2 protein-coding genes are annotated in these 3,500 nt (G+C 54.6%); both read left to right on the top strand.

The features are described from left to right. Positions 1-2,436 (top strand): ATP-dependent chaperone ClpB (clpB, locus tag D5S03_RS04435; RefSeq protein ID WP_287042799.1); only part of this gene is annotated, 2,436 nt, incomplete at its 5' end. Between the two features lie 329 nt (positions 2,437-2,765). Further along, a partial coding sequence (locus tag D5S03_RS04430) for a DUF1786 family protein (RefSeq protein WP_287042798.1) occupies positions 2,766-3,500 on the top strand: 735 nt, incomplete at its 3' end.

Raw genomic sequence — 3,500 nt, 5'->3', positions numbered from 1 at the left:
TCATCCATCAGCACTTCCCTGGACAAGCAACTTGAGAAACTGCCCCGGGTGAGCGGACCAGGAAGCCAGCCGGGGCAGATATACGTGACCCAGAGGCTGAATTCGCTTCTGCTCAAGGCCCAGGACCTGGCCAAGAACATGCAGGACGAATACGTAAGCGTGGAGCATATACTTCTGTCCATCCTGGATGAATCTCCTTCCACCGGGGCGGGCAAGGTCATAGCCGAGTACAAAATCGATAAGAACAAGGTGTTGTCGGCTCTAACCAGCGTCAGGGGCAGCCAGAGGGTGACTTCGTCTTCCCCGGAAGAAACCTACGATGCCCTGAAAAAATACGGCCGTGACCTGGTGGAAGAGGCCCAGGAAGGCAAGCTTGATCCGGTTATAGGCCGGGACAGCGAGATTCGCCGGTGCATAAGGATCCTGTCCAGGCGGACCAAGAACAACCCGGTACTCATAGGTGAAGCCGGAGTGGGCAAGACGGCCATAGCTGAGGGCCTGGCCCAGAGGATACTTAACCGGGACGTGCCCGAGGGGCTCAAGGACAAAACCATCTTCGCTCTGGACATGGGTGCTCTTATAGCCGGGGCCAAGTATCGCGGCGAGTTTGAAGAGCGCCTCAAGGCGGTGCTCAAGGAGGTTCAGCAGTCTGAAGGTCGGATCCTGCTTTTTATCGATGAGATACACACTATCGTGGGGGCCGGCAAAGGTGAGGGTTCCATGGATGCCGGCAACCTGCTAAAACCCATGCTGGCCCGTGGGGAACTGCACTGCATAGGGGCCACAACCATAAATGAATACCGCAAGAATATCGAAAAGGACCCGGCCCTGGAGCGGCGCTTTCAGCCGGTCATGGTGGACGAGCCCAGCGTGGAGGATACCATATCCATTCTGCGCGGCTTGCGGGAGCGCTTCGAGGTGCATCACGGGGTGCGCATAAGCGACGGGTCCCTGGTTTCCGCGGCCACTCTGTCGCACCGTTATATATCAGACCGTTTTCTACCGGATAAGGCTATTGACCTGATAGACGAATCCGCGGCCAAGATCCGCAGTGAAATCGACTCCCTGCCCACTGAGCTTGACGAAATAAACCGCAAGATCATGCAGCTGGAAATCGAGCAGGAAGCCCTGAAACGCGAAAAGGACGAGGCTTCCAGGGAAAGGCTGGAAAAACTCGGGCAGGAACTTGCTGATCTAAAAGAAGAGCAGGCCAGGCTTAGAAGCAGGTGGGAGCGCGAAAAGGAATCCATAAACTCCCTGCGCTCTCTCAAGGAAGATATTGAGCGTACCAAGCTGGAAATTGAAAACGCAGAAAGGGCTTATGACCTGAACAAGGCAGCCGAGCTTCGCTACGGCAAGCTGCACCAGCTTGAAAAGGAGCTGGCAGAGAAGGAATCGGCCATAAGTGGCGACAGTGACGAGGAGATGCTTTTAAAGGAAGAAGTGGGCCCTGACGATGTGGCGGAGATAATATCCAAATGGACCGGCATACCGGTGACCAAACTCCTGGAAGGAGAACGCGAAAAGCTGTTAAAGCTTGCCGACATCCTGCACGAGCGGGTCATCGGTCAGGACGAGGCTGTGGACGCCGTAGCTGATGCAGTGCTGCGGGCCAGGTCGGGGCTCAAGGATCCCAACCGGCCCATCGGCTCATTCCTGTTTCTGGGTCCCACAGGAGTGGGTAAGACTGAGCTGACCAAGACCCTGGCCCTGAATCTGTTTGACACCGTGGAGAACATGGTGCGCTTAGACATGTCCGAGTACATGGAAAAGCACACCGTGGCCCGCATGATCGGGGCTCCTCCGGGATACGTGGGATATGACGAGGGCGGTCAGCTCACCGAAGCTATCCGGCGCAAGCCCTACAGCGTAATTCTCTTTGACGAGGTGGAAAAGGCCCATGCAGACGTGTTCAACGTCCTTCTGCAGATAATGGACGACGGCAGGCTTACAGACAGTCACGGCCGCACCGTAGACTTCAAAAATACGGTCATCATCATGACCTCCAACCTGGGATCGCAGTACCTTCTGGAGGGCATAAGCCCGGACGGCCATCTGCGCGAGGACGCCCGGGACCAGGTAATGAACACCGTCAAGTCACATTTCAGGCCGGAGTTTTTAAACCGCCTGGATGAGATTGTCTTGTTCAAGCCTTTGCTCCTGGAAGAAATCGAGCAGATCATTGAACTTCTTCTGCAGCAGATCCGAAATCGCCTGCAGGACCGCAAGATCAGTGTTGAACTAAGCGACACAGCCAGGCACTTCATCGCCAAAGAGGCTTACGACCCGGTCTACGGAGCCAGGCCACTGCGCAGATACCTGCAGCAGCACGTGGAAACGCCCCTGGCCAAGGAGATAATCTCCGGCAGGCTTATGGACGGCCAGGAGGTCACCATAGACCTGGAAAACGATCAGTTAAGCATCAAGGCACAATAACTAGTTTTCATCCGGAAACGGTTCTTTTTCCTTTTGGCTGAGCTTGCCACGCGCTTCGCGTGGTCAATCTGTACAATTATTCGTCACCGTATTAAGATACGCCTCCTCATAATTGCTTGATTTCATTGCCAAAAGAAAAAAACTCCTCGTTTCCGTAAAGAAAACCAACAGCTTCAGCATCCGGAAAGAAAGACTTTCCGGATGGAAACTAAATACTGGACAAACCGCATACAAAAAAGGCAGGTAAAGACCTGCCTTTTTTGTGCCCTTCATCTTTTTTTACCGGAGTCCAGGTCTTGGACGACAATTTTTTACAGGGGTTTTATTTTATGGATCAGACTGCATTATGTCTGGATATAGGCAGCGGCACCCAGGACGTGCTTTATTATATCCCGCAGCGGGAACTGGAAAACTGCCCCAAGTTCATCCTGCCTTCACCTGCCGTGATGGTGGCCAGGAGACTGGAAGAGCTGGGCAGGCGCAATAAAAGCGTCTATCTATACGGCTACAATATGGGCGGTGGGTTTGCCCGGGTTCTAAGGAAGCACCTGCAGGCAGGTCTTAAGGCTGCTGTACACCCCGAGGCCGCCTATGCCATGTCTGATTCACCGGACAATGTCCGGGCCATGGGCGTTGAGATAACCAAGAACTGCCCCCCGGGTTTTGCCCCGGTTTATCTTGCGGATTTTGATCCCGGCTTCTGGCAGGGTTTTCTGGCCCAGGCCGGACTGGAATATCCGGAGCTGATCCTGGCCAGCGCCCAGGATCACGGATTTCACCCCGGCGGCAGCAATCGCCTGGGGCGATTCGAGATCTGGAGGAAATTTTTGAGCCGGGAACATGGTGATCTTAAAAAACTTATTTTTGATGTACCTCCTGAGGAAATGACCAGGCTAATAAGCCTGAAGCAGTGCATGGGCGGGGGCCTGGTCTGCGATACAGGTGCTGCGGCCCTTCTGGGGGCCCTGTCTGTGCCGGAGGTGGAGGAGTTGTCACAGCAGCAGGGAATCTGCGTAGTAAACGCCGGCAACAGCCATACCATAGCCTTCCTGGTATACAGGGGC

Source organism: Desulfonatronospira sp. MSAO_Bac3 (genome assembly GCF_003838035.1).
In the GTDB taxonomy this organism is placed as follows: Bacteria; Desulfobacterota; Desulfovibrionia; order Desulfovibrionales; family Desulfonatronovibrionaceae; genus Desulfonatronospira; species Desulfonatronospira thiodismutans.
The sequence above is the reverse complement of the archived record's forward strand: the minus strand, read 5'-3'. Positions and strand labels throughout refer to the sequence as shown.